The following is a 21,481-nucleotide window of genomic DNA, read 5'->3' as shown; positions in this document are numbered from 1 at the left end:
CGCGAGCCGACGGGGGCTACCCGGCGGGGAGCCCCTCCGGGGCCTTCTCATGCAGCTCGAACCAGATGCACTTGCCGTCGCCCCGGGGATCGACCCCCCAGGCATCGGCCAGTATCTCCATCAGCAGCAGCCCGCGGCCCGACGAGGCCAGCTCACCCGGGCGGCGGCGGTGCGGCAGCTCGTCGCTGCCGTCGGCCACGTCGAGGCGCAGCCGCCGGGTCCCGTGCCGCCCGCTGACCTCGGCGACCAGCAGGGCGTCGCCGTCGGTGTGCACCAACACGTTGGTGACCATCTCGCTGAGCAGCAGCACCGCCGACTCCACCTGGTCCCGGTCCGTCCAGTCGTGCAGCATGTCGCGCAGCTGCTGCCGGGCACCGGCTATCCGCTCCGGCTCGGCCTGCGCGACGGTGACCGCGGTCCGCCGCACCGGCGCCGAGCCCGGCCCGACCAGGCACACCTCGGCCTCGCGCCGGATCAGCAGCAGGGCTATGTCGTCCTCGCGGCGGTCGGCGAGCGGGCCGGTGGAGCGGTGGGACGGCGGCCCGTGCACCGCCTGCACCAGGGCCTCGGCCAGCGATTCGAGATCGTCCCCGCCGCCGGTCGCGCCGGGCTCACCGGTCTGGGGGGTCGGCCGCTCGAAGACCTCCCGGATCCGGTCCCAGCCGGTCTCCAGGTCGTGCCCACCGGTCTCGATCAGTCCGTCAGTGCACATCAGCAGCGTCTCGCCGGGCTCCAGCACCACCCGGGTGGTGGGGTAGTCGCTGTCCGGGTCGATCCCCAGCGGCAGTCCGCCCGCCGTCGGGGGGAGCACCATCGTGCCGTCCGCCAGCCGCACCGCCGGATCGTGATGACCGGCGCGGGCGATGTCGAGGGTGCCCGCGACCGGATCCACCTCCATATACAGACAGGTCGCGAACCGCGGGTCCCAGCCCTCGTCGGCGCCCGTCCAGCCGGTGTCGCCGAGCCCGGCGAGAAAGCGGGAGGCGCGCGAGAGCACCGCGTCCGGGTGGTGCCCCTCGGAGGCGTAGGCGCGCACCGCGATCCTGAGCTGCCCCATGATCCCGGCGGCCCGTACATCGTGCCCCTGCACATCGCCGATCACCAGCGCGGTGCGGCCCGAGGGCAGTGCGATCACGTCGTACCAGTCGCCGCCGACCTGGAGCCCGCCGCCGGTGGGCACATAGCGCGCGGCCACCGCGAGACCGGGGATATCGGGCTTGCGGGCGGGCAGCATCGAGCGCTGGAGCCCGTCCGCGAGTTCGCGCTCGGTCTCCTGGAGGGCGGTACGGGACAGCGCCTGGGCGAGCATCCGGGCGATCGTGGTCAGCACCGAACGCTCATCGGGCGAGAACGACACCGGATGGGCGAACCCGGCCATCCAGGCGCCGATGGTCCGCCCCGCGACGATCAGCGGCAGATAGGCCCAGGAGTGGCGGCGGCGGGACCGGGCCAGCGGCCAGGCGGTGGGGAAGCGCTCGCGGTAGTGGTCCGGCGAGGGCAGATAGACCGCCCGCCCGGTGCGGACCACCTCGGCGGCGGGGGCGTCGTGGTCCATGGCTATGTCACCGGAGGCATGCTCGGCGGCCGCCCGGGGCCCGTTCCGTCCGATCACCGAGATCCGGTCGCCCGCGACCCCGAAGACCGCGAGACCGTCCGGGAGGAAGCCGGGCATCGACAGCCCCGCAGCCACCCGCAGCACCTCGGCGGTGGACATCGCCTCGGCCAGCGCCCGCCCCGCGTCCAGCAGGAACGCCTCGCGGTTGCGCCGCCAGTCACCGGTGACCGGCGCGCCCTGCGCGGCGGTGCCGGGCAGCGGCTCGGGAACCTCCTGGAGGGTGCCGAGCAGGTAGTAGCCGTCCTCGCTGCCGCCACGGGCCACCGGCCGGGCCCGGCAGCGCACGGTCCGCAGCACCGTGCCCTTCTCGTCCACCACCCGCAGCCGGGCCTCGGCGAGGCTGCCCTCGGCCAGCGCCAGCAGCACGGTGGCCTTGACCTCCAGCCAGTCCGCGGGGTGGAAGCAGGCACGGGCGGCGGCCTGGGAGAGGGTGACGGCCTCGGCGGGCAGTCCCACCAGCCGGGCCGCTTCGGCGTCGTAGGCGACGGCGCCCGAGACACTGTCCCAACGCCATAGACCGGTCGCCATGGCGGCCAGCAGGTCCTCGGTGCGCATTGCACTACCTTATGGGGATTTTCCGAGCGCTTACCAGTGAGGGTCCGGGCGCCGGTAGGCTTGCCCAGAAGCTCCCGAGGGTACGTACGCCTCCCGATCACACGACTTGGATGAATGATGCATCGGTACCGGTCCCACACCTGTGGTCAGCTCCGCGCCGCTGACGTCGGCACGGACGTCCGGCTCTCGGGCTGGCTCCACAATCGACGGAACCTGGGCGGCATCCTCTTCATCGATCTCCGTGACCACTACGGCCTGGTCCAGCTGGTGGTCCGCCCGGACACCCCGGCCAACGAGGCGCTCAGCTCCCTCACCAAGGAGACCGTCGTCCGGGTGGACGGCCGGGTGATCGCGCGCGGTGCGGACAACGTCAACCCCGAGCTGCCGACCGGTGAGATCGAGGTCGAGGTCACCGATGTCGAGGTGCTCGGCGCCGCCGACCCGCTGCCCTTCACCGTCTTCCCCGAGGACGGGGTGAACGAGGAGCGGCGGCTGGAGTACCGCTTCCTGGACCTGCGCCGTGAGCGGATGCACCGCAACATCATGCTGCGCTCCGCCGTGATCGCCGCGATCCGGCAGAAGATGACCGCCCAGGGCTTCAACGAGATGGCGACCCCGATCCTGTCCGCCACCTCCCCCGAGGGCGCGCGCGACTTCCTGGTCCCGTCCCGGCTGCACGCCGGCAAGTTCTACGCGCTGCCGCAGGCCCCGCAGCAGTTCAAGCAGTTGCTGATGATCGCGGGCTTCGACCGCTACTTCCAGATCGCGCCCTGCTTCCGCGACGAGGACGCCCGCGCCGACCGCTCGCCGGGCGAGTTCTACCAGCTCGACGTCGAAATGAGCTTCGTCGAGCAGGAGGACGTCTTCGAGGTCATCGAGAAGGTCATGACCGAGCTCTTCGAGGAGTTCGGCAACGGCCGCCATGTCACCTCGCCGTTCCTGCGGATCCCGTTCCGCGAGGCGATGCTGAAGTACGGCTCCGACAAGCCGGATCTGCGCGCCAAGCTGGAGCTGAAGGACGTCAGCCATGTCTTCGCGGGCTCCGGCTTCAAGGCGTTCGCCGACAAGCACGTCCGCGCCCTTGCCGTACCGGACACCGCCGACCAGCCGCGGAAGTTCTTCGACCAGATGGGCGAGTTCGCGGTGCTGCACGGCGCCAAGGGGCTGGCCTGGGTGCGGATCGGTGAGGACGCCAAGCTGACCGGCCCGATCGCCAAGTTCCTCAGCGACGAGGACGTCGAGAAGCTGATCGCCGAGGTCGAGGGCAAGCCCGGCACCTCGATCTTCTTCGGCGCGGGCGACTACGACGAGGTCTCCAAGATCATGGGCGCGGTGCGGGTCGAGGTCGCCAAGCGCACCGGTCACTTCGAGGAAGGCGTCTTCCGCTTCTGCTGGATCGTGGACTTCCCGATGTTCGAGCGGAACGAGGACACCGGGCAGATCGAGTTCTCCCACAACCCGTTCTCCATGCCGCAGGGCGGTCTGGAGGCGCTGGAGACCAAGGACCCGCTGGACATTCTCGCCTGGCAGTACGACATCGTCTGCAATGGCACCGAGCTGTCCTCGGGCGCCATCCGGAACCATGAGCCGGAGGTCATGTTCAAGGCGTTCGAGATCGCGGGCTACTCCCGCGAGGAGGTCGAGCGCGAGTTCGGCGGAATGCTCCGCGCGTTCCACTTCGGTGCCCCGCCGCACGGTGGTATCGCTCCCGGCGTCGACCGCATCGTGATGCTGCTGGCCGATGAGCCCAGCATCCGCGAGACCATCGCCTTCCCGCTCAACGGCAACGCCCAGGACCTGCTGATGGGCGCGCCCAGCGAGGTGGACGAGGCCCGGCTGCGCGAGCTGCATCTGTCGATCCGCAAGCCGCAGATCAAGCAGGCGGCGAAGAGGGACGGGCAGCCGGCCGAGGGCCAGGCGGAGCAGCCCGCGGAGTAACGAGGCAACCACTCCGGTACCCCAGCCGGTTCTTCGAGTGTGAAGACATCTGCGAGGGTACGGACGCGGACCGGACGGAGGGCCGCGGGTGCGCTGACCGCCGCCGCCCTCCTCCTGTCGGCACTGTCGCTGACCGGATGCTCGGCGGACGGCGGCCACAACGGATCCGCCGGCCGCCCCGGCGCACCCGACTCGTTCACGGACGGCGCGCTGTCCGGACGTGGGGCGGCCCTTGAGCCCGCGAACGCGCACCACCCCGGGCGGGGCGGCCCGGTCCGCCCGGCGGCCCGTTCCGACCCCGCACCCGAGCTGAGCCGCGCGCTGCCCGGACTCGGGCCGCGGACCCGGGCCGAACTGCCGGACGACTCCGACCAGGTCGTGGTTGTCACGGGCACCGGCCGGAACTCCGCCACCTCCACCGCGGTGCTCTACGAACGGGTGGAGGCGGACGAGGAGAGCCACGGCACCAGCCGCGGTACGGGCGACGCGGGCGCGGCCTGGCGGGCCGGAGCCTCCTGGATGGCCCACAACGGGCAGCGCGGCTGGACGGACCGTCACCACCAGGGCGATCTGCGCTCCCCGATCGGTGTCTTCGGCCTCACCGACTCGGGCGGGCGGCGCAAGGACCCCGGCACCCTGCTCCCCTACGACCACACCCGGTCGGGCTTCACCATCCATGGCTCCGGCTCCGAGGGCGAGCCGCTGTCCGGGTCCTTCGGCTATGCGCTGGCCATCAACTACAACCGGCGGGCGGGCACCTCACCCCTGGACCCGGCGCGGCCGATGGGCTGGAACCGGGGCGGTGGCATCTGGTTCCACGTGGACCACGGCGGGCCCACCCAGGGCTGTATCAGCCTCTCCCGGAAGAACATGAAGAACCTGCTGCTGACCCTGGACCCGCAACGCCACCCGGTGGTGGTGATGGGCGACTCCGCGTCCCTCGCCCGCTGACCGCTGACGGCCGGGCGCCCCCTTTGAAGATGGACCCTAGTGGGGGATACCGGGCTCCGACAGCCGCCGGTCCACCCCGCACGGTTCGCCCCGCTCCCGCGTACGTGCCGCCCGGAGCACCGCGCGCAACAGCCGTCCGGGCGTGGTGCGGTGCTGCCACAGCACCGCCCGCACGCCGTACTCCATCACCGCCATCAGCTCGGTCTCCGGCAGCTCGCCCGCGACCAGCACCACCCGCTGCGCACCGCCACGCACCAGTCGGCGCAGCTCGGCCCCGGCCGCGTCGTCGAGCCGCTCGGCGAGCATGACGGCCACGGTGGCGGGGGACTCATCGCCGGCGAGCAGCTCGACGGTGGGCTGATGCTGGAGATGGCGGACGACCCCCGCCCGCGAGAGCGGGTCGGGGCCGTGGACCGTCACCGTGACCCGTGCGTCCGGCACTGTTTTCCTCGATTTCCCCGTGGTGTGGACTCACAGGGTCATCGGCAGGACTAAACGAACGGTTGTCGGGCGCTCAACGGGCCCGCGCGCCCCCGCCGGGGGCTCGCCGCCGCGGGCTTACGCCGCCTGGGGCTTACGCCGCCTGGGGCTTACGCCGTCGGCTGCTCCACGCCGCCGAACCGCTCCCGGTAGGACTCCAGGTCATCCTCGGTGATCTTCGCGAAGAGCACCGGCGGCACGGTGAAGGCGGTGCCCGCCGGGACCGACGCCAGCGCCCTGGCCTCCTCCTGGCTCACCCACGGCGCGGTGTCGTCCGTCAGCGCGAACGCCGACCGCATGGCCCGCGCGGACGCCGGGATGAACGGCTCCGAGACGATCGCGTAGAGGTGGATCAGGTTCATCGCGGTCCGCAGGGTGAGGGCCGCCGCCTCCTGGTCGGTCTTGATCTCCAGCCAGGGAGCCTTCTCCTCCAGGTAGGAGTTGCCCGCGCTCCACAGGGCACGCAGCGCCGCCGCCGCCTTGCGGAACTGGAGCGCGTCCATGTGCTCCTCGTACTCCGCGAGCAGCCGCGCGATCTCCTCACCGAGCCGCTCCTCGGCCGCACCGGCGGGCTTGCCCGCCGGGACCTCGTCGCCGAACCGCTTGCGGGAGAAGGACAGCACCCGGTTGACGAAGTTGCCCAGGGTGTCGGCCAAGTCCTTGTTGACCGTGGCCGAGAAGTGCTCCCAGGTGAACGAGGTGTCGTCGGACTCCGGGGCATTGGCGATCAGGAAGTAGCGCCAGTAGTCGGCGGGCAGCAGCTCCAGCGCCGCGTCGGTGAACACACCGCGCTTCTGCGAGGTGGAGAACTTGCCGCCGTAGTACGTCAGCCAGTTGAACGCCTTGACGTAGTCGACCTTCTTCCAGACGTCCCGGGTGCCCAGGAGCGTCGCCGGGAACATCACGGTGTGGAACGGGACGTTGTCCTTCGCCATGAACTCGGTGTAGCGGACCGTCTCGTCCACGTCGTACCACCACGACTTCCAGTCGCGGTGCGCCGGGTCCTGGTCCGACCACTCCTTGGTGGCGCCGATGTACTCGATCGGGGCGTCGAACCAGACGTAGAAGACCTTGCCCTCGGCCGCCAGGTCCGGCCAGGTGTCGGCCGGGACCGGTACGCCCCAGTCCAGGTCACGGGTGATCGCCCGGTCCTGGAGCCCCTCGGTCAGCCACTTGCGGGCGATCGACGACGCCAGCGTCGGCCAGTCCTTGCCGTGCTTCTCGACCCAGGCGCCGACCTCCTCGGCCAGCTTGGACTGGAGCAGGAACAGATGCTTGGTCTCCCGCACCTCGAGATCGCTGCTGCCGCTGATCGCCGAGCGCGCGTCGATCAGATCGGTCGGGTCCAGCACCCGGGTGCAGTTCTCGCACTGGTCGCCGCGGGCCTTGTCGTAGCCGCAGTGCGGACAGGTGCCCTCGATATAGCGGTCGGGGAGGAAGCGGCCGTCGGCGTTGGAGTACACCTGACGGATCGAGCGCTCCTCGATGAAGCCGTTCGCCTTCAGCTCGCGGGCGATGGTCTGGGTGATCTGCACGTTCTGCTCGGAGGAGCTGCGGCCGAAGTAGTCGAACGCGAGCCCGAAGCCGTCGTAGATCGCCTTCTGCGCGTCATGCTGCTGGGCGCAGAACTCGTCCACCGGCAGCCCCGCCTCCTTGGCGGCCAGCTCGGCCGGGGTGCCGTGCTCATCGGTCGCACAGATGTAGAGCACGTCGTGGCCGCGCTGGCGCATATAGCGGGAGTAGACATCGGCCGGGAGCATGGACCCCACCATGTTGCCCAGGTGCTTGATCCCGTTGATGTAGGGAAGGGCGCTGGTGATGAGGTGTCGAGCCATTGCAGGCTGCTCCCGAGTCGATACTGTGGGTGACTTTTTCCTGATGTGAGCTGCCCATATCGTATCCGAGCGCAGGGGGCCACCCGCGCGGGTATTTCCCCGCCGCGGATGGCCCCCTGGTGCGTCAGCCCCTGATGGGGTCAGCGCTTGACGGGGTCAGCCCTTGACGGCGCCGGCCGTCCGCGCCTCCTCCAGCCAGCCCGGGAACTTCCCGACCAGCTGCTGGAACACCTCCGCGTCCGCCACCGCGCGGGGGTCCAGCCCGGCGTGGAAGAAGCCCGTGTTGTCCACGGCGCGCTTCTCCGGGACGGCGAGCGCGGGGGAGGTGTCCAGCTTGCGGAGGAAGTCGAAGCCCTTGGCCTCCGGGTCGCCGAACGCGATGAACTGCCAGAACAACGGCAGCCCGGCCGCCGCGCACAACGCCTTCTCCGCGGCGGGCTTCCCGGTGGGCGCACCGTCGGTCTGGAAGATCACCAGTGCGGGGTCGGTGGTGCCGGACTTCTTGTAGTGGTCGATGACCGCGTCGATCGCCGTGTGGTAGTTCGTCCGCCCCATGTGCCCGAGCGCCCCGTGCAACTCCGTGACGCGGCCGGAGTGGTTGGCGAGGTCGATCTCGGCGGTGCCGTCGATGTCTGTGGAGAAGAAGACGACGGGGACGGTGCCGGTGCCACTGCCGAGGTGTGTGGCGAGGGCCACGGCCTGGTCGGCGAGGTGCTGGACGGTGCCGTCCTTGTAGTAGTTCCGCATCGACCCGGACCGGTCGAGAACGAGGTAGACGACGGCGCGCGTACCGGCCATCCCCTGCTTTTCGATCACCTCCGCGGCAGCGGTGTACAACCCGACCAGTGCGGGAGCCTTCTCCTGAACCTCAGCGGCCCCCACGGCCGGGGTGCCCGCCGTCGCCTCGGCGGCCGTTGCCTTCGTCGTAGCCTCGGCCTCGGCCGGGGCCTTGGCTTCCCCGCTCTCGGCGGACTCCGTGTCCGGCTCGGGCTCGGGCTCGGGCTCCTCCGAGCCTTCGGCTCCGGCGGCGTCGGCTTTCGGTTCGTCCGACGCGTCATCGGCCACGGCTTCCGCCTTGGCAGGCTCGGCCTCGACCTCCGCCTTCGTGGCGGGCTCGGCCACCGGGGCGGGCTCCTCGTCGGCCTGCGCCTCGGGTTCCTCCACCTTCGCGGTCATCTCGGGCTCGTTCAGGGTCTCCGCCGTGGCCTCCGCTTCGGCGATGTCCGGCGTCGGCTCGTCCGACGCGTCGTCGGCCGAAGTCGCCGGGGCGTCGCCCTCTGGCCCTGCCTCCGCTTCCACGGGGGCGTTGGCCTGGGGCTCGCTCGGTGTGGCGGGCTCCGCGTCGGCCTGTGCCGTGGCGGGCTCGGGCTCCGCCGTGGCCTCGGCTTCGTCGGCCTCCGGTGTCGGTTCGTCCGACGCGTCGTTGGCCGTGACCTCCGGGGCGTCTTCCGCGTCTGCTTCCCCATCGGCCGCGACAGCGGCCTCGGGCTCGGGGGCGGCGGTGTCGTTCTCGGCGGCCTCCGCCTCCGTGGTGGTGTCGGCGGGCTCCTCGACGGCTTCCGGCTCTACCGCCGTGTTGGCGGCGGACGTGTCGTCGGCCGACGCCTCGGCCTCGGCAGCGGTCTTGGGCTCCGAAGCGGCGGTGTCGCTCTCGGCGGCCTCAGCCGCCGGGGCAGACGCCTCGGTGGCCGTCGCTTCGTTGGCCTTGGCGGCGGTGTTGTCCTCGGTCTCCGCGTTGGCGGCGCTGTCGGCCTGGGGCTTGGCCGCCGGGGCGGGGGGCTCCTCGGTCTCCGCCGTGGCGGGCTCGGGCTCTTCCTTGGCCTCCGGCTTCGCCTCAGCCGACGCGTCGTTGGCCGTGGCCTCCGGGGTCTCTTCCGCGTCTGCTTCCGCCTCGGCCTCGGCAGCGGCCTTGGGCTCAGGGGCGGCGGTGTCGCTCTCGGCGGCCTCCGCCGCCGGGGCGGACGCCTCGCTGGCCTTGGCGGCGGCGTTGTCCTCGGCCTCCGCCGTGGCGGGCTCGGGCTTCGTTGCCGTCTCGGTCTCGGCCTCGGTCTCGGCCTCGGCCTCCGTCTCCGTGGTGGTGGCGGACGCGTCGTCGGCCGACGCCTCGGCAGGGGCCTCTGCTGCCGAGATGCCCGCCTTCGCCTCGGGGTCGGGCGAGCCGAGGATTTCGTCCAGCGTCTTCAGGGGTTCGGCCAGGGCCGGGTCCGGCAGGATGTCGTCGTCGGCGGACCGCGGGGCCGGGATCCTGGGGGCGGCCTCGGCCTCGGCCTTGGGCGCGGACTCGGGCTCCTCCACCGTTACGGCCACCTCCACCGCCTCCGCTACCTCGGCCGTCTCGGCCGTCTCGGCCGGGACGGCGGCCTCGGCGGCCTCGGCGGCCTCAGCCGAGACGGCCCCCGTTTCCCCGGGCTGGGTGTCCGGGACAACTGCGGCCTCCGGCATGGCGGAGTCGTCCGCCGTCGTGGCCCGGGAGCGTCCGAAAACTTTGCGCAGTAGGTCCCGTATGCCCATGGGAGATACCTCTCACGTGTCGTGTGCGGTGCATGGCGGAGCATGACCGTGGTGCCGAAAGGCTAGCGGGCCGCTCGGCCGCCCTCTTCCGTCGATTCCGGTCGCCCGTCGTTCACGCATGGTTCATGAACCGGACGCCGTACCGAGGTTCTACGCCCATAGCTTCACACCGAATGAGGGATTCCGACGCCATGTCGGTGCGGGCCGCGCGAGCGGGCCCCCAGAAGCCTTACGTGACACCCTTACGGAGGGGAAGACGTGCGCAAGCTGCTGCCGCTCATCAGCGCGCATCCGGGCGGTCGTTCGGCGCTGACGTGCCGGTACCGCTGTGGTGACGCCTGTTTCCACGAGGTGCCCAACACGAGTGACAACGAGTACGTGGGCGACATCATCGCCCGCTCCGCGTCGCGCCGCTCGCTGCTGCGGGCGAGCGCCGTGGTGACCGTGGCCGCCGCGACCGGGGCCACGGCGCTCGGTCGGGCGCCGCTCGCCTCGGCCGCCGAGGGCACCGCCGCGCCGACGGCCGCCGAGGCGGCCAAGGGCCGCGCGGCACGGGGCCTGCGCTTCGCGCCCGTCGCGCCGAACACCAAGGACGCGGTGGTCGTCACCGAGGGCCACGACCAGAACGTCGTCATCCGTTGGGGCGACCCGATTCTGCGCGGTGCGCCCGCCTTCGACGCGAACAACCAGTCGGCCAAGGCGCAGGCGGGGCAGTTCGGTTACAACAACGACTACATGGCCGTCCTCGACCTTCCGGACGAGCGGGACCGGCAGCTGCTCGTGGTCAACCACGAGTACACCGACGAGGTCCTGATGTTCGCGCACTACGACGCGAACAACCCCACCCGCGAGCAGGCCGAGATCGGCTGGGCCGCACACGGACTGTCCGTGGTCGTGGCGCAGGAGGACAGCAAGCTCGGCAAGCTGACCGCGGTGACCCGCCACCGCCTCAACCGCCGGATCACCGGCACCACGCCGTTCGAGGTCACCGGCCCGGCGGCGGGCAGCAAGCTGCTGCGCACCTCGGCCGACCCGACCGGCAAGCGGATCCTGGGCACGCTGAACAACTGTGGTGGCGGTATCACCCCGTGGGGCACGGTGCTGTCGGGCGAGGAGAACTTCAACCAGTACTTCGCCAACGGCGGTTCGGTGACCGACCCGACGACGGCCGCGCGCCTCAAGCGCTACGGCGTCACCGGGGCCGCTTCCGAGCGCAAATGGGAGCGTTTCGACAAGCGCTTCGACGTGGCGCAGGAGCCCAACGAGTCCAACCGCTTCGGCTGGGTCATCGAGATCGACCCGTTCGACCCGGACTCCACCCCGCGCAAGCTGACCGCGCTGGGCCGCTTCAAGCACGAGGCCGCCGAGCCCCGGCTGACCGAGGACGGCCGCCCGGTCCTCTACATGGGCGACGACGAGAAGTTCGACTACTTCTACAAGTTCGTCTCGTCCAAGCGCATGATGAAGGGCACCAGCCGGGCCGCGCGTGAGCACAACCGCACCCTGCTGGACGAGGGCACGCTGTACGTCGCCAAGTTCACTGGTGACAGCCCGGCCTCGGAGATCGACGGCAGCGGAAAGCTGCCCGAGGACGGGGAGTTCGACGGCACCGGCCAGTGGATCGCGCTGGCGAGCGGCAACACCTCCTACGTCGAGGGCATGACCGCCGAGGAGGTGTACGTCTTCACGCGGATGGCCGCCGACAAGGCGGGCGCGACGAAGATGGACCGCCCCGAGGACGTCGAGCCGAGCCCGCGCACCGGCCGGGTGTACATCGCGCTGACGAACAACAGCGACCGGGGCAAGGACGGCAAGCCGCCCGTCGACGAGGCGAACCCGCGCAAGAGCAACAAGCACGGCCAGATCCTGGAGCTGACCGAGCACCGCGACGACCCGGCCTCCCGCCGCTTCAGCTGGCGGCTGTTCCTGGTCTGCGGTGACCCGGCGGACCCGTCCACCTACTTCGGCGGCTTCCCGAAGGACCAGGTCAGCTCGATCTCCTGCCCGGACAACCTGACCTTCGACTCCTACGGCAACCTGTGGATCTCGACGGACGGCAACGCCCTGGGCAACCACGACGGTCTGTTCGGGGTGGCCACCGCGGGCAGCCGCCGCGGTGAGGTCAAGCAGTTCCTGACGGTGCCGAACGGTGCCGAGACCTGCGGTCCGATCGTCCAGGACCGGCGGGTGATGGTGGCCGTGCAGCACCCGGGTGAGATGGACGGGGCGAGCGTGGAGAACCCCAAGTCCACCTGGCCGGACGGACCGGGCAAGCTGGTCCGTCCGTCGGTGATCAGCGTATGGCGGCGCGACGGCGGAAACATCGGCGTCTGACCACAGCCGCCGCTTCCGCGCGGCGTGCGGTGAACGACCCCTGGTGCCCATGGGCACCAGGGGTCGTCCTATTGCACCGGCTCACCGGCTCACCGCGCGTCCTGAGGTAAACCGGAGGATTCACTTCCCATTTGGTGATCCCGTAGTGATCACTTGTTGATTCCGGAACCGTCCGCGTTGCACCAGACCGTGTCTCCGGCACCCTTCGACGTCGCCTTCTGCTTCACTTTGCCGTCGACCAAGATCGTGCACGTCACCTTGGATTCGCCGCTCACCGTAAGGCTGAGACCGTCGAGCTCGGTCACCTCCACGGTCTTGGTCCACTTACCGTGCGCCGGGCCGAGCTCCTTGGGGTCGAACTCCTTCTTCACACTGTCCTCGAAGTTCTGCGTCCCCGGCTTGTCGTACTCCACTTCGAACGGTTGTGAGCCGGTCGCCACGTATGTCACCTTGTGTTTCTCCTCGCTGTCGTCGGAACACCCCGTCAGGAGTGCCGCTGTCACCGCAAGGCCGGTGGCGAGGAGAAATGGGCGCATTTCCTTCATTCTTTTTCCTTGTGCTGATCTGGTGAACATGCCCGAAGGGGCGGCAGCAGCCTGTCATTCGTGGGGACAGTAAATCCACCCTTATCCGAAATCATCTCCGGATGATTTCTATTGACCTGTCGATGAGTTGGGGCGGCGCTAAACTCATGGGTCCATAAAACGGGCAGACTTGGAAAGCGATGGGGATACATGGCTAGATCCGGGCCGGTCGGTTCTCCGTCGGCCACCGGACGGAGCAGGCTTCTCCAGAGCCCGCTCGCGTTGATGGACACCACCATGGACCAGCTCCGCACACTGATCGTGGTCTACGAGACCGGAACGGCCCTGGGCGCGGCCCGGGTTCTGGGGCGGGAGCAGTCGAGTGTGCAGAAGCAGCTCGACACCATGAACCGCAACTTCCGTGAGCTGTGCGGCGAACCGCTGGTGCTCAAGCAAGGGCGCGGCAAGGACGTGCTGTTCACCGGCACCGGGGAAACCCTCGTGGAACTGGCGCGCGGCACGCTCGACGACTGGCTGGAGGGGATCCACGAGTCGCGCCGGCGGCTCGGCAGAACGCTGATGGTGGGCACCACCCGCTTCACGCTCGGCTATCTGGCGGGCGCCGGGGAGCGGGTGGCCGAGGAGTTCCGGCAGCGCGGGATCGAGCTCAAGGTCGGCCATGTCCGCACCCGCGACGTGCTGGCCAAACTGCGCGCCAAGGAGGTGGATCTGGTCTGCGGCAGTGTGGTGACCAGGCCGGACGACGACCATGAACTCGACGCCTTCGATGTGATGGAGTGGCGCCGCAACGGTGTTTCGCTGCTGACCAATCTGTCCGAGGCGGAGCTGCCCGGTCCGACGGTCGAGGCGGACGCGCTGCGCGCCCTCCCCCTGGTGATCTCCGCGAGCGGGCTGATGAACGGGGTGCTGCACACCTGGTTCGGCGCCGACTACCGCGGCAAGCTGCGGATCGCCGCCGAGATCGACACCGTCAACTACGGCTTCGAGCTGCTGCGTTCGGGGCTGCTGCGCGGCTGCATGCTGGTCACCAGGGGGGTCGCGGACGCGGCGGGCGATCCGCGGATCGCCCAGGGGCGGGAGCTGCGCGCGGTGGAGCTGGTCAATGACACCGGGCCCCGGCTCGAGGTGCTGCTCGGCGCCTTCACCCGGCGCGGGGAGCGGGCCCACTACGACGCCTCTCATCCGCTCAACCAGCTGTGGAACGCACTGGCGTTGGAGAACGAGCGGTGGCGGAGCGAGCAGCGCTGGCCGACGTCGGGTCTGGAGCCCGATCCGTTCGAGCTGGCCAACTCCTACGACCCGAGCGAGAGTTGAGATCCGCCGGAGCCCAACGGTCCAGTACGGACATGATCTTGCGTAATCGTCGGCGTACGGCGTGTGAGGATTGACACTTCGTCAGGGGATGGGTGTGTGCCAAAATGCTCTCCAGCGATTTTCGCGTGCTCCGGGGTCGGTGCAACTCCGAACCGGCGGTGACAGTCCGCGACCCGGCCGAACCCATCGGCCGGCCGATCCGGTGGAACTCCGGGACCGACGGTGACAGTCCGGATGGGAGGAAGTACGCGGCGGCACCCCGTGCCGCACGGCGGCGCCCGCGGACGGCCGGGCAGCCTGGACCGTGCACCGCGCCGCTGCTGCCCGCGTCTCCCCGGAATCGATCCGCAGGGAACAGGGCACAGGAGGGCCACAGCCCATGGCAGTGATGGAGCAACCGGTCGAGACGGAACGTCTGCTGGCCGTGGAGCAGGCGAGCGAGGCGTTCGCCGAGGGCGGCTTCGTGGTCGTCTTCGACGACGCGTCGCGGGGGCAGGAGGGCCATCTTGTGCTCGCCGCGGAGCACACCCATGAAGGCGCCCTGCGCCAGATGCTGGACCATACCTCCGGCGTGGTGTGTGTGGCCCTGCCGCACGACCGCGCCGCCCGGCTGTCACTGCCGCAGATGGTGGAGGAGAACACCGGACTCCAGTCGACCGCCTTCACCGTCTCCGTCGATCTCCTCGGGCCCACCACCACCGGCGGCTCCGCCCTCGACCGCTCGCACACCATCCAGGCCCTCGCCGATCCGCGCACCGCCCCCGAGCAACTGGGCCGCCCCGGCCATGTCTTCCCGGTGCGCGCGGTGCCCGGCGGTGTGCTGGAGCGGGCCGGATACCCCGAGGCCGCCGTCGATCTGTCCCTGCTGGCCGGGCTCTCCGGCGTCACGACGATGTGCGAGGTCGTCCGCGCGGACTGGAACACCGCGTGCCACGGTGACCTCAGCAGACTGGCCGCGAGCCGTCTGATGCCGATGATCTCGGTGACCGATCTGGCCACGTACCGGCTGGCCGCGCGGGCGCTGGGCCGCTGAGCCCTTCGCTTCCGCGCCCCTCAACTCGCGCTGTCGCGCCGCAGCGCCAGCACCGTTTCGACGGTGTCCGCCTGGTCCGCCGGTTTGTCCTCCCGGTAGCGCAGCACCCGGGCGAACCGCAGGGTGACCCCCATCGGATAGCGCGAGGAGCGCTGGAGGCCGTCGAAGGCCACCTCCACCACCAGCTCCGGCCGCACCCGCACCACCCAGCCGTCGTCGCTGACGGCGATCGCGAGCAGCGCCTCGGTCTGCCAGGACAGCAGCGTGTCGGTGAGCCCTTTGAACGTCTTGCCGAGCATCGCGAACGTGCCGTCCGGCCGCCGTGCGCCCAGATGGAGGTTGGACAGCTTCCCGGTGCGGCGGCCGTGCCCCCACTCCGCCGCCAGCACCACCAGATCGAGGGTGTGCACCGGTTTGACCTTCAGCCAGGAGGCACCGCGCCGGCCCGCGCCGTACGCCGACTCCAGCCCCTTGACCATGACCCCCTCATGCCCCCGGGCCAGCACGTCGGCGGCGAACTCACCGGCCGCGCGCCGGGTTTCGGGATCCTCCGGATCCTCGGCGACCAGCCGCCGCACCCGCCGGGGCTCGGGCGTCACCCGGGCCAGTTCGCCGTGGCGCTCCCGGGCCGGGAGCGCCAGCAGATCGCGGTCGTCCACGGCGAGCAGATCGAAGAAGACCGGGGACAGCGGCAGCGCGGCCGAGGCCCCGGCCACGTCCAGCCGGGAGCCGACCCGGGCGGAGGTCTCCTGGAACGGCCGCGGCCGCCCCTCGGCGTCCAGGGAGATCACCTCCCCGTCCAGGACCGCACGCTCCACCGCCAGCTCCCGCGCCGCCGCGACCACCTCCGGCAGCCGCCCGGTGATCTCGTCGAGGGTGCGGGTGTAGATCCGTACGTCGTCCCCGTCCCGGTGCACCTGGACCCGGATGCCGTCGAGCTTCTCCTCGACCGCGCAAGGGCCGAGCCGGTCCATGGCCTCGTCGAGGTCCTTGGCGCTCTGCGCGAGCATCGGCAGCACCGGCCGCCCCACCTCCAGCCGGAAGTCGGCCAGCGCCTCCGGGCCGCGCCCCAGCAGGGCTTCGGCGACCGCGCCGAGCGAGCCGCCCAGCATCACCGCCCGGCGCACCTCCGCGGGCGGCGCACCGGCCGCCGCCGCGAGCCCCTCCACCGCCAGCGCCTCCAGCGCGCCCTGCCGCAGCTCCCCGCCCAGCAGCCCGAGCAGAAAGCGCTGCTCGTCCTCGGTCGCGGCGGACATCAGCTCGCCCACCAGACGCTTGCGTTCCGCGGCGGCGCCGGTGCCGGAGACCGCCGCGATCCGGTCCAGGGCGCGATGCACCTCCAGCACCGTGAGCCGTGGCTCGGCGGCGGGCTCGTACCGCTCCCGCAGGGTGGACCAGCCCACCCCGGTGCGCCGCTGCGGCAGCCTGCCCGAGAGATAGGTGCTCACCACCGGGGCCTCGGCGGGCTCCGTACGGCGGAACAGCCCGGCCAGGGCGGCGGTCTTCTCCGAACGGGAGGAGGTGGCCGCGACCTGCCGGGAGGTCCGGGCGACAGCTGCCAGCAGCATGGGTTCAGCGTGCCCCGCCCGGCGCCCGGCCGCACGCGGGCCGCGCGGACCCGCCGGGGGCCGGGGCGGCGGAAGCGGCATACATTGGCAGAGGGGGCTGGGCGGGTGCGGACGCAGGGAGCACGCCACGGGACAGCAGATCGACTACGAGGCCCTCTTCGAGGCCATCCCGACCCCGGTGCTGATCCTGGGACGCGACCTGGTCATCGTCGCGGCCAATGACGCCTATCTGCGGGACACCCAGCGCACCCGCGAGGAACTGGTCGGGATGTACGTCTTTGACGCCTTCCCCGACAACCCCGACGACCCGGGGTACAACGCCACCCGCAGTCTGGAGTCCTCGCTGCGCCGGGTGCTGCGCACTGGGGAGCGGGACACCATGGGGTTGACGAAGTACGACATCCCCATGGTGGGGGAGGGCCGGTTCGAGGAGCGGTACTGGAGCCCGATCAATACCCCCGTACTGGACCGCGAGGGCCGGGTCGCGCTGATCATCCACCGGGTCGAGGATGTGACCGAGTTCGTCCGGGGGCGTGAGCAGCGGGCGCAGACGCCCCAGAGCGCGCGGGCCGAGGACGTGAGCGCCGACCTCTTTACCCGGACCCGTGAGCTCCAGGAGCTGAACGAGCGGCTGCGGCAGGCGCACGCCCGCGAGCGGGAGACCGCGCTCGCGCTCCAGCGGGCGATGCTGCCCACGAGCTCACCGGGGCAGTATCCGTACGCGGCCGTGCGCTACCGCCCCGCCGTGGGCTCGCTCAATGTGTGCGGTGACTGGTACGAGCTGACCGAGCTGCCGGAGGACCGGATCGCCGTCGCCGTGGGGGACGTGGTGGGGCAGGGGCTGGAGGCGGCCTGTGTGATGGGGCAGCTGCGCAGCGCGCTCTCCGCCGCGACCCGGGTGGTGGACGGCCCCGCACAGGCCCTGGAGGTGCTCGGGTTCTACGCGCGCTTCGTCGAGGGGGCGCTCGCCGCGACCGCCGTGCAGGTGGTGATCGACTCCCGGGCGCACACCGTCGTCTACAGCTGCGCGGGCCATCCGCCGCCCGCGCTGCTCCGGGCCGACGGTCGGGTGGAGCTGCTGGACCAGGCCACCGATCCGCCGCTGGGCGCCCGGACCGAGCAAGTGCCCCGACCGCAGGCCGAGGTCCGCTACGACACCGGAGCCACCCTCGTCCTCTACACCGACGGGCTGATCGAGCGCCGGGACGAGGACATCGACGTCGGTCTCGGCCGGCTCACCGCCAGCCTCGCCCGGCACAGCGGACTGGATCCGGAGGAGCTGGCCGACGCCGTGCTGGCGGACCTCGGTGTCACCGGCGGCCCGGCCGCCGATGACACCGCGCTGGTCGTCATCGCGTTGTCGTAGTTGTCGTAGGGGTTGCGGTACCGCGGCTCGGTCCGGCGCACAGCGCCCAGATGACGAAGCCGTCGACGATGAGCAGCACCATGGCCCACACCGGGTAGTACGGCAGCCACAGGAAGTTGGCGATCAGCCCGAGCCCGGCGAGCACCACGCCGGTGACCCGTGCCCACATCGCCCCGGTGAACACGGCGAGGCCGGTCACGATGAGGACGATGCCGAGGATCATATGGACCCAGCCCCAGCCGCTCAGGTCGAACGCGAAGATGTAGTTCTGTGTGGTGACGAAGACGGTGTCATTGGTGACGGCCGCGATGCCCTGGAACAAGGTCATAAGACCGCCGAAGATCATCATGACCGCCGCGAAGACAAGCCATCCGCTCACCTCGGGGCGCGGGGTGGCGGCTCCTGTCTGAACTCCACCGGCGTGACTGGCCATTTCGGGCTCCTTCATCAGGTGCTATCGAAGACCACATGGTCCCGATGAGGGGCAATTCAGATGAAATGTCCCGACTTCAGGTTTACACACACCGCCCGGCTCGGCACCCCGCGTGGCGGGGGCCGCGAAGGTGATGGAAAGTCACTGATCCGGTACGGAACGTGCTGATGGTGGCCGCTGCCCGGGTGCGGAACTCGCCTTCCGGGGCTCTCCGGTGTAGATGTGGGTATATGGCCCGGTTTATGGGTCGATCGTGGGCTGCCCGTATGTTCCCCGGTCGGCAGCCACGGAGTCAGTGGGGTGAGCGCCCGGAGGCGGAGGGGCGGCGCTCGCGGTCGCGCCTGAGCGTCCGCAGCGTGGCCGGTCAGGTCCTGGTCCTGCAACTGGTGATCGTGCTGCTGCTCGGCGCCGCGGCCACCGTGGCGCTTCTGCTCCAGGTGCGCCGTGACTCCACCGAGGAGGCGAGGGGGCGTTCGCTGGCCGTCGCCGAGTCCTTCGCCGCCTCCCCCGGGATCGTCAAGGCGTTGCAGAGCCCTGATCCCACCGCCTACCTCCAGCCGAAGGCCGAGACCGTCCGCAAGCAGTCCAATCTCGACTTCGTCGTGGTCACCGACAACAAGGGGATCCGGATCACCCACCCCAGACCCGAACTCATCGGCAAGCACTTCGTCGGCACCATCAAGCCCGCGCTGGCAGGAGGCCGGGTGACCGAGATCGTCAACGGCCCCGGTGGCGAGGTGAGCCAGGCGACCGTCCCGGTCTTCAACGGCCATCACCATGTGGTCGGCCTGGTGAGCGCCGGGATCCTGGTCAAGAAGGTGAGCGGTCTCGTCGATCGCCAGCTGCCCCTGCTCGTCGGCGCCGTCGTCGCCTCGCTCGCCCTCGCCACCGGCGGTACCGCCCTGGTCACCGGACGGCTCAGACGGCAGACCCGCGGTCTGGACCCGGTCGAGATGACCCAGATGTACGAGCACCATGACGCGGTGCTGCACTCGGTGCGCGAAGGGGTGCTCATCGTCGGCGCCGACGGCAGGCTGGTGCTCGCCAACGACGAGGCGTCCCGGCTGCTGGACCTGCCGCCCCGGCCCGAGGGGCGCCCGGTCGAGGACCTGGGTCTTGAGCCGCATATCGCGGATCTGCTGGTCTCCCGGCGGGTGGTCACCGACGAGGTGCTGGTCGCCGGTGAACGGCTGCTGGCCGTGAACAACCGGCTGACCGACAGCGTCGGCGGCCCGCCCGGCAGCGTCGCCACCCTGCGCGACTCCACCGAGCTGCGGGCCCTCTCCGGCCGCGCCGATGTGGCGCAGAAGCGGCTGAAGCTGCTGTTCGACGCCAGTGTGGAGATCGGCACCACCCTCGATGTGAGCCGGACCGCCGAGGAACTGGCGCAGGTGGCGGTGGAGCGGTTCGCCGACTTCGTCACCGTCGACCTGGCCGAGCCGGTGCTACGGGGCGAGGAGCCGCTGCCGGTGAGCGGGGTGGAGATGGTGCGGGCGGCGGTCCACGGGGTCCGCCACGACCACCCCTTCTACTCGGTCGGCAAGCACTTCGCGTTCGTCGCCTCCACCCCCCAGGCATGGGGCTACGGCAGCGGGCGGCCGGTGGTGGAGACCGATCTCACCGAGGCCACCGGATGGCAGGCCCAGGACCCCGAACAGACCGCCAAGGTCGTCGAGTACGGCGTCCGTTCGCTGGTCACGGTCCCGCTGCGGGCCCGGGGTGTGCTGCTGGGGATGGTCAACTTCTGGCGGCTGAAGGAGCGGGAGCCCTTCGAGGACGAAGAGGTGTCCCTCGGCGAGGAGCTGGCCTCCCACGCGGCGGTGTGCATCGACAACGCCCGCCGCTACACCCGCGAGCACACCATGGCCGTGACCCTCCAGCACAGCCTGCTGCCGCGCGCCCTGCCCGCCCAGAGCGCCCTGGACGTCGCCTTCCGCTATCTGCCGGCGGAGTCGGGGGTGGGGGGTGACTGGTTCGATGTGATTCCGCTGCCGGGTGCGCGGGTGGCGCTGGTGGTGGGGGATGTGGTGGGGCATGGTCTGCATGCGGCGGCGACGATGGGGCGGTTGCGGACGGCGGTGCACAACTTCTCCACACTGGATCTGCCGCCGGACGAGATCCTGTCCCATCTGGACGATCTGATCGCCCGGATCGACCAGGACGAGAGCCCCGGCTCCCTGGAGCGGATCGAGGGCCTGGAGGCCGCGGGCGAATCGATCATCGGTGCCACCTGTCTGTACGCGATCTACGACCCGGTGACCCGGCGCTGCACCATGGCGCGTGCGGGTCATCCGCCGCCCGCCGTGGTGAGTCCGGACGGTTCGGTGGAGTTCCCCGATCTGCCCGCGGGACCGCCGCTGGGCCTGGGCGGGCTGCCATTCGAGACCGCCGAGCTGGAACTGCCCGAGAACAGCCATCTGGTGCTCTACACCGACGGGCTGATCGAGGACCGCCGCCGCGAGATCGACACTGGTCTGGAGCTGCTGCGCAACGCACTCTCCCACCCCGGCCGGACGCCCGAGGAGATCTGCACCCACGTCCTGGACGAGATGCTGCCCACCACCCCCAGCGATGACATCGCGCTGATCGCCGCCCGTACCCGGGTGCTGGGCCCGGACCGGGTGGTGTCCTGGGAAGTGGCCTCCGATCCGATGGTGGTGGCCGGGGCACGCGCCGGTGTGCTGCGGCAGCTGGAGGAATGGGGCCTGGGCGAGTACGCGTTCACCGCCGAGCTGGTGCTGAGCGAGCTGATCACCAACGCCATCCGCCATGCCACCGGCCCGATCCGGGTGCAGGTGCTCCGCGGCGACCGCGAGCTGATCTGCGAGGTGTCCGACACCAGCAGCACCTCACCGCATCTGCGCTATGCGGCGACCACCGACGAGGGCGGCCGGGGGCTGTTCCTGGTGGCGCAGTTCGCCGAGCGCTGGGGCACCCGTTACACCTCTTCCGGCAAGGTCATCTGGGCCGAACTGGCGATTCCCTAGTGGTGCGCGGGCGCGG

At 70.8% G+C, this 21,481-nt stretch carries 14 protein-coding genes and 1 riboswitch; of the genes, 7 read left to right on the top strand and 7 right to left on the bottom strand.

What is annotated here, in order from left to right; all coding sequences use genetic code 11:
- Positions 1–16 precede the first annotated feature (16 nt).
- On the bottom strand, positions 17–2,170 hold the full coding sequence (locus tag AC4BEG_RS16420; protein WP_490706615.1) for an ATP-binding SpoIIE family protein phosphatase: 2,154 nt from the start codon (positions 2,168–2,170) through the stop codon (positions 17–19).
- A 117-nt stretch (positions 2,171–2,287) separates the two neighbouring features.
- On the opposite strand from AC4BEG_RS16420, the gene aspS reads away from it, so the two are divergent.
- Both aspS and AC4BEG_RS16410 read left to right on the top strand, forming a co-directional pair.
- A complete protein-coding gene (gene aspS / locus AC4BEG_RS16415; protein WP_490707098.1) occupies positions 2,288–4,108 on the top strand; it encodes an aspartate--tRNA ligase in 1,821 nt (606 codons plus the stop codon).
- A 39-nt stretch (positions 4,109–4,147) separates the two neighbouring features.
- On the top strand, positions 4,148–5,059 hold the full coding sequence (locus tag AC4BEG_RS16410) for a hypothetical protein (protein ID WP_490706614.1): 912 nt from the start codon (positions 4,148–4,150) through the stop codon (positions 5,057–5,059).
- 36 nt (positions 5,060–5,095) lie between these two features.
- Here the strand turns inward: AC4BEG_RS16410 and AC4BEG_RS16405 are convergent, their stop codons facing one another.
- The 3 genes from AC4BEG_RS16405 to AC4BEG_RS16395 all read right to left on the bottom strand — a co-directional run bounded on the left by AC4BEG_RS16405 (position 5,096) and on the right by AC4BEG_RS16395 (position 9,885).
- Positions 5,096–5,500 (bottom strand): DNA-binding response regulator, encoded by a 405-nt coding sequence (locus AC4BEG_RS16405; RefSeq protein WP_490706613.1) that lies wholly within the window; start codon positions 5,498–5,500, stop codon positions 5,096–5,098.
- A 149-nt stretch (positions 5,501–5,649) separates the two neighbouring features.
- On the bottom strand, positions 5,650–7,374 hold the full coding sequence (gene metG, locus AC4BEG_RS16400; protein WP_490706612.1) for a methionine--tRNA ligase: 1,725 nt from the start codon (positions 7,372–7,374) through the stop codon (positions 5,650–5,652).
- Positions 7,375–7,530: 156 nt separating this feature from the next.
- Positions 7,531–9,885 (bottom strand): VWA domain-containing protein, encoded by a 2,355-nt coding sequence (locus tag AC4BEG_RS16395; RefSeq protein ID WP_490706611.1) that lies wholly within the window; start codon positions 9,883–9,885, stop codon positions 7,531–7,533.
- Positions 9,886–10,143: 258 nt separating this feature from the next.
- Here AC4BEG_RS16395 and AC4BEG_RS16390 point away from each other — a divergent pair, with 258 nt between their 5' ends.
- Positions 10,144–12,219 carry a PhoX family protein gene (locus AC4BEG_RS16390; RefSeq protein ID WP_490706610.1) on the top strand — a complete coding sequence of 692 codons (2,076 nt, stop codon included), beginning with the start codon at positions 10,144–10,146 and terminating at the stop codon, positions 12,217–12,219.
- Positions 12,220–12,368: 149 nt separating this feature from the next.
- Here the strand turns inward: AC4BEG_RS16390 and AC4BEG_RS16385 are convergent, their stop codons facing one another.
- Positions 12,369–12,764, bottom strand: coding sequence for a hypothetical protein (locus AC4BEG_RS16385; RefSeq protein WP_490706609.1), 396 nt, complete (start codon positions 12,762–12,764; stop codon positions 12,369–12,371).
- A 264-nt stretch (positions 12,765–13,028) separates the two neighbouring features.
- Here AC4BEG_RS16385 and AC4BEG_RS16380 point away from each other — a divergent pair, with 264 nt between their 5' ends.
- Both AC4BEG_RS16380 and AC4BEG_RS16375 read left to right on the top strand, forming a co-directional pair.
- Positions 13,029–14,078: a LysR family transcriptional regulator gene (locus AC4BEG_RS16380; protein WP_490706608.1), complete on the top strand. Its 1,050-nt coding sequence runs from the start codon at positions 13,029–13,031 to the stop codon at positions 14,076–14,078.
- A gap of 121 nt (positions 14,079–14,199) precedes the next feature.
- A riboswitch (FMN riboswitch) is annotated at positions 14,200–14,330 on the top strand.
- A 127-nt stretch (positions 14,331–14,457) separates the two neighbouring features.
- A complete protein-coding gene (locus tag AC4BEG_RS16375) occupies positions 14,458–15,111 on the top strand; it encodes a 3,4-dihydroxy-2-butanone-4-phosphate synthase (RefSeq protein WP_490706607.1) in 654 nt (217 codons plus the stop codon).
- 20 nt (positions 15,112–15,131) lie between these two features.
- Here the strand turns inward: AC4BEG_RS16375 and AC4BEG_RS16370 are convergent, their stop codons facing one another.
- Positions 15,132–16,679 (bottom strand): ATP-dependent DNA ligase, encoded by a 1,548-nt coding sequence (locus tag AC4BEG_RS16370; RefSeq protein ID WP_490706606.1) that lies wholly within the window; start codon positions 16,677–16,679, stop codon positions 15,132–15,134.
- Here AC4BEG_RS16370 and AC4BEG_RS16365 point away from each other — a divergent pair.
- The gene (locus AC4BEG_RS16365) at positions 16,678–18,045 is read left to right on the top strand and encodes a PP2C family protein-serine/threonine phosphatase (protein WP_490706605.1); all 1,368 of its coding nucleotides are present in this window, start codon (positions 16,678–16,680) and stop codon (positions 18,043–18,045) included. The two genes, AC4BEG_RS16370 and AC4BEG_RS16365, sit on opposite strands and share 2 nt — an antisense overlap.
- Here the strand turns inward: AC4BEG_RS16365 and AC4BEG_RS16360 are convergent.
- Complete coding sequence (locus AC4BEG_RS16360) at positions 18,029–18,478, bottom strand: DUF7144 family membrane protein (protein WP_490706604.1); 450 nt, start codon at positions 18,476–18,478, stop codon at positions 18,029–18,031. The genes AC4BEG_RS16365 and AC4BEG_RS16360 overlap by 17 nt on opposite strands.
- A gap of 266 nt (positions 18,479–18,744) precedes the next feature.
- Here AC4BEG_RS16360 and AC4BEG_RS16355 point away from each other — a divergent pair, with 266 nt between their 5' ends.
- Positions 18,745–21,465: a SpoIIE family protein phosphatase gene (locus AC4BEG_RS16355; protein ID WP_490706603.1), complete on the top strand. Its 2,721-nt coding sequence runs from the start codon at positions 18,745–18,747 to the stop codon at positions 21,463–21,465.
- Positions 21,466–21,481: the final 16 nt, after the last annotated feature.

It is taken from the genome of Streptomyces sp. JLBJ103 (assembly GCF_058215575.1).
Note: the sequence above shows the minus strand (reverse complement) of the source record. Positions and strands in the feature narration are given on the sequence as shown.